This window comes from Candidatus Collinsella stercoripullorum (assembly GCF_027669965.1).
Classification (GTDB): domain Bacteria; phylum Actinomycetota; class Coriobacteriia; order Coriobacteriales; family Coriobacteriaceae; genus Collinsella; species Collinsella stercoripullorum.
In genome coordinates this window covers 34,138-38,849 of sequence record NZ_JAQECM010000016.1, presented here as the reverse complement: position 1 = coordinate 38,849, position 4,712 = coordinate 34,138, and the positions used below count along the sequence as shown (strand labels likewise).

Here is a 4,712-nt window from a genome sequence, read left to right as displayed (position 1 = left end):
CGCCGCGCGCAGGGCCGCCGCACCCGGCGATGCGGCCGCCGGGCGCGGGCCGGGACGCCGATGCGGCCGCCCCTGCACGGAGGTCACTCGCCGTAGAGGGCCTTCTCGGGCGTGATCGGCAGGGTGCGCACGTAGTTGCCCGTGGCGTGCGCCACCGCGCTCGCGATGGCCGGCGACGGGGTGTTGATGACGACCTCGCCGATGGACTTCGCGCCGAACGGGCCCGTGGGCTCGTAGCTCGGGGCGAACTCCACGCGCACCTGCGGGATGTCGAGCCGGGTGGGCACCTTGTAGGTCATGAACGAGCGCGTGCGCATGCGGCCGCGCCCGTCGTACTGCACGTTCTCGGTGAGCGCCATGCCGATCCCCTGGGCGATGCCGCCCTCGGCCTGCACGCGCGCAAGGTTCGCGTTGACCACCGTGCCGCAGTCGACCACGCTCACGTAGTCCACCACGGTCACCTCGCCGGTCGCCTTGTCGACGTCGACCTCGGCGATGCCGCTCATGAACGGCGGGGGGCTCGTGGGCGAGCTCGCTGCCGCATGGGCGGTCAGGCAGTCGCCGTCCCCGCCGGCGACGAGCCTGTCGGCGAGCTCGCGCAGGGAGATCTCCCCCACCGGCTCGGCCTCGGGCGCGACGCGCACCAGGCGGTAGGGCCGCGCGATGGCCTCGACGTCGTCGTCGATGGCGGAGAACTCGGGCGGCAGCGCCCCGTCGTCGCCCAGCACCCCCGCCGGGTAGGCGCGCAGGACGACGCCCTCGAAGGAGACGTCTCGCGCATCGGCGCCCAGAAGGCGCGCCGCCTCCGCGCGCAGCCGGGCGATGAGCTGCTCGGCGGCCTTCACCACGGCCATGCCGGTGAGGTAGGTGCTCGCACTCGCATAGGAGCCGGTGTCGAAGGGGGACACGTCGGTGTCCACCCCGTGCACCACGATGCGGTCGAGGTCGCAGCCGAGCGCCTCGGCGGCGAACTGGGCGAGGACGGTGTCGCAGCCCGTGCCCATGTCCGTGGCGCCGATGGACAGCGTGTAGAAGCCCGACTCCTCGAGGCGCAGGTCGACCGAGGCGATGTCGATGCCGGCGATGGCGGAGCCCTGCATGGACAGGGCGACGCCCAGGCCGCGCACGCGGTCCCCCATGTCGCGGCGCAGCTCCTTGCCCTCCCAACCGATCATCTCCATGGCGCGGGTGAGGCAGGTCGCCGCGCTGCAGGAGTACAGCGTGTTGTCGTAGTACTGCGGCATGACCTCGCCCTCGCGCACGAGGTTCTTGAGGCGGATCTCGCAGGGGTCCATGCGGAGCTTGTCGGCGAGCTCGTTGACGGCGCTCTCGACCGCGAAGAGGCCCTGCGTGGCGCCGTAGCCGCGGTAGGCGCCGGCCGGCATGGTGTTGGTGTAGACGACGTCGAAGGAGAAGCGGCTCGCGAGCACGCGGTTGTACAGCGGCAGGCTCTTGTGGCCGGACAGGCCCACCGTGGTGGGGCCGTGCTCGCCGTAGGCGCCCTGGTTGGACAGGGTATGGAGGTCGAGCGCCAGGATCGTGCCGTCGCGGCGGGCGCCGATGCGCACGCGCATCTGCATCTCGTGGCGCGAGTTGGACGCGGTGAGCGTCTCCTCGCGCGTGTAGACGATCTTGCTGGGGCGCCCGGTCATGACGGTGACGAACGCGGTGAAGATCTCCACGCAGCCCGACTGCTTGGCGCCGAAGCCGCCGCCGATGCGGGGCTTCACCACGCGCACCCGCGCCTGCGGGATGTCGAGGGCGCCGGCGACCATGCGCCGCACGTGGAAGGGCACCTGCGTGGAGGAGGTCACCGTGAGGCGGCCGTAGGCGTCGATCTCGGTGAAGGCGCGGAAGGTCTCCATCATGGCCTGCGCGTCGGCGAGGGTATGGTAGGTGCGCTCGAGGACGACGTCGGACGCGGCGAAGGCGGCATCGAGGTCGCCGTGCTCGGACAGGCCCGAGGAGACGATGTTGCGCATGCGGTCGTTCCGGATCCAGGCGCCGTTCACGTGGTAGTCGTCCTCCGCGTGGATGACGCTCGGGTTGTCGATGGCCTCCGTGAAATCGAGCACCGGCTCCATGAGCTCGTAGTCGACCCTGATCAGGCGCAGCGCGCGGTCGGCGGCGTCGGCGTCCTCGGCGGCGACGATGGCGACCTCGTCGCCCACGTAGCGCACGACCTCGTCCAGGATCAGGCGGTCGTAGGGGCTCGCCTCGGGGTAGGACTGGCCGGCGAGGGTGAAGCGCCGCCTCGGCACGTCGCGATAGGTGTAGACCGCGACGACCCCGGGCACCTTGAGGGCGCGCGAGGTGTCGATGGAGCGGATCTTCGCGAAGGCGTGCGGGCTGTGGAGGATCTTGACGACGAGGGCGTCCGCCGGGGCGAGGTCGTCGGTGAAGACCGGCTTGCCCTCGAGCAGGGCCGCGGCGTCCTTCTTGACGGCGGGGGCGCCGACCTGGGCGAGGCCCTCGCGGGAACCGGGTGCGGTGACGATCATGCTCATCGCTCACGCCTCCTTCGCGGCGTCGGGGCGGGCCGCGGCCTCGAGGCGCGCGGCGAGGTAGCGCTTGAGGGCGCGGCGCTGGCCCATGTAGCCCGAGCAGCGGCAGAGGTTGCCGGACAGGCGCCGGTCGAGCTCCTCGTCGGAGGGCATGGCGCCCGACGCCACGACCTCGCGCTCGTATGCGAGGACGTTCATGATGAGGCCGGGCGAGCAGAAGCCGCACTGCTCGGCGCCCTCCTCGGCCATGCACCGGGCGAAGTCCGCGGACTGCTCGCGCAGGCCCTCGAGCGTCGTGATGGCATGGCCGTCGGCGCGCGCCATGGGGACGGCGCACGAGAGCACCGCGCGGCCGTCCAGCCACACCGTGCACAGGCCGCAGTTGGTGGTCTCGCAGGCGCACTTCACCGACTTGCAGCCGTGCGCGCGCACGAAGTCGTACAGCGGCTGGTCGGCGGGGACGCGCGCCGCGACCTTCCTGCCGTTCAGCGTCACCTTGACATCCAGGGTCGATGCGCTCATGCGGAAACCTCCTCGTCGGCGGGGGCGAGCGCCGGGGCGCAGGCTTCGGGGACGGGCATGCCCGCCGCCTCGCAGACGGCGCGGATGCCGAGCGCGCCCGCCAGATGGCGGCGGTAGCGCGCCGAACCCCACATATTGGAGCTGAAGGTCAGCCCGCGCAGGACGCGCGCGGCGTTCAGGAGCTTGGCCGCGGAGGGCTCGGGGCCGAACAGCCCCAGCTCGGAACCGAGCAGGAGCCGGGCGCGCGCGGGGCGGGCGCCCACGGCGACGTGCCAGTCCCCGTTCCAGTACGCCGCGGCGACGTTCAGGGTGGGGAGGTCGGTCGCCGCGCGGCGCATGCAGGCGTATGCGGCGCGGTAATCCCGCTTGGCGACGACGACGCGCTCAAGGATGTCCTTCTCGTAGCCCTGCTCGCAGAAGCGCGCGAGCGGCATGCGCCCCGCGCCGGTCAGCACGACGTCCGCATCGAGCGCGAGCAGCGCGCACAGCACATCGGAGAAGCCGAAGCGGCCGTAGACGCTGCCGCCCACGGTCGCGAGCTCGCGGAACTGGGACCCCACGATGTCGCGGACCGCCCGCTCGAGGATCCCGCCGGTCGCCTCGTTGAGGGCGCGATGGGTCTCGAGGTCGCGCAGGGACGCCATGGCGCCGATCTCGAACGCGTCGTCGGTCTCGGCGATGGAGCCGAGCCCGCAGTCGGAGAGGTCGACGACGCAGGGAACCGTCCGCGAGGACAGGCGCATCCACATGCCGCCGCCCACGACCTTCGCGCCCCTTCGGTACCGCAGGACCTCGAGCGCCTCGGCCGTGTTGACCGGGCGCACGTAGTTGTCGAATCTGAGCATGCCTCCCCCATCCAACAGCTTGGGAACAGGCTCATAAGTGTACCGAATCGCGCTGCCGCGGGCCGCCCGTTTACCGACCCATCCTCGCCGGCGCACAAAATACCCGCCGCAAGCCCCGCCGGCACACCCGTCCTCTGCGATCCGATCGTGCCTTCGGCGCTCAGGGGACCTCCAACTCCCGCCGGCGCCCCCGTCCCCTGCGGCCCGATCGCTCCTGCGGCGCTCAGGGGACCGCAGGGGACGGGGGTGCCGGCGTCGCAGATCCCCGGCGGCTCGCCCGGGCGGACCGTGCCGTGCTGTTCGGCGCGAGCGCGGACGCGCTGCCGCTCTCGCTGTCCCCGCACAAGCTCATGCTCGTCGGCATCGGCGCCGTCCAGGTGCCGCAAGCCGAGTTCGGCCCGTCCACGCGGCAGATGGGTCCGACTGACCGCGCCGTCATGGTCTCCTGCCCGGAGAGTGCGCCACCGCGCGGCGATGAAGCGCGTCCCCCGGCTCCGGAGGTGCGGGGCCCGTTTCGTCTCGATCGCGGGCGAGGGAAGCAGCTGCCTGCGGGACACCGCAGACGCCCTCCTCGCGATCCTGAGCAAGTAGCGCCTCTACGGCAAGATCGGCACCTTCTCGGTGGAGGAATCGGTACCCTGCGCCCTCGATGCCCTCTTCGGGTGCCTGTTCGCACGGCGATCAGGGCCCGCACCGGGAAAGGGCGCACCCCGGCTCGAATCCCCCGCCGCGGAGCCGAGGGCGGAGACAAGGGAGGCCCCCGTCCCATCGCGGTCCTCTGAGCGCCGAAGGCGCGATCGGACCGCGCGGCGATCAGGGCTCGCACCGGGAAAGGGCGCAG

The 4,712-nt window shown here is 72.2% G+C and carries 3 protein-coding genes; all 3 read right to left on the bottom strand.

Annotation, left to right across the window (positions count from 1 at the left end; all coding sequences use genetic code 11):
* Positions 1-83: 83 nt before the first annotated feature.
* The 3 genes from PHA29_RS05195 to PHA29_RS05185 are packed head-to-tail and all read right to left on the bottom strand — an operon-like array spanning position 84 to position 3,871.
* A complete protein-coding gene (locus PHA29_RS05195; protein WP_270848486.1) occupies positions 84-2,507 on the bottom strand; it encodes a xanthine dehydrogenase family protein molybdopterin-binding subunit in 2,424 nt (807 codons plus the stop codon).
* Between the two features lie 3 nt (positions 2,508-2,510).
* Positions 2,511-3,026 carry a (2Fe-2S)-binding protein gene (locus tag PHA29_RS05190; RefSeq protein WP_270405594.1) on the bottom strand — a complete coding sequence of 172 codons (516 nt, stop codon included), beginning with the start codon at positions 3,024-3,026 and terminating at the stop codon, positions 2,511-2,513.
* Entirely contained in the window at positions 3,023-3,871 is an 849-nt protein-coding gene (locus tag PHA29_RS05185; RefSeq protein ID WP_270848485.1) for an FAD binding domain-containing protein, read from the bottom strand. Before PHA29_RS05185 ends, PHA29_RS05190 begins: the two co-directional genes overlap by 4 nt.
* Positions 3,872-4,712: the final 841 nt, after the last annotated feature.

What these genes read in the sequence shown, in the direction of transcription:
- PHA29_RS05190 (WP_270405594.1), bottom strand. Translation starts at nt 3,026, where the DNA reads ATGAGCGCATCGACCCTGGATGTCAAGGTGACGCTGAACGGCAGGAAG.
- PHA29_RS05185 (WP_270848485.1), bottom strand. Translation starts at nt 3,871, where the DNA reads ATGCTCAGATTCGACAACTACGTGCGCCCGGTCAACACGGCCGAGGCG.
- PHA29_RS05195 (WP_270848486.1), bottom strand. Translation starts at nt 2,507, where the DNA reads ATGAGCATGATCGTCACCGCACCCGGTTCCCGCGAGGGCCTCGCCCAG.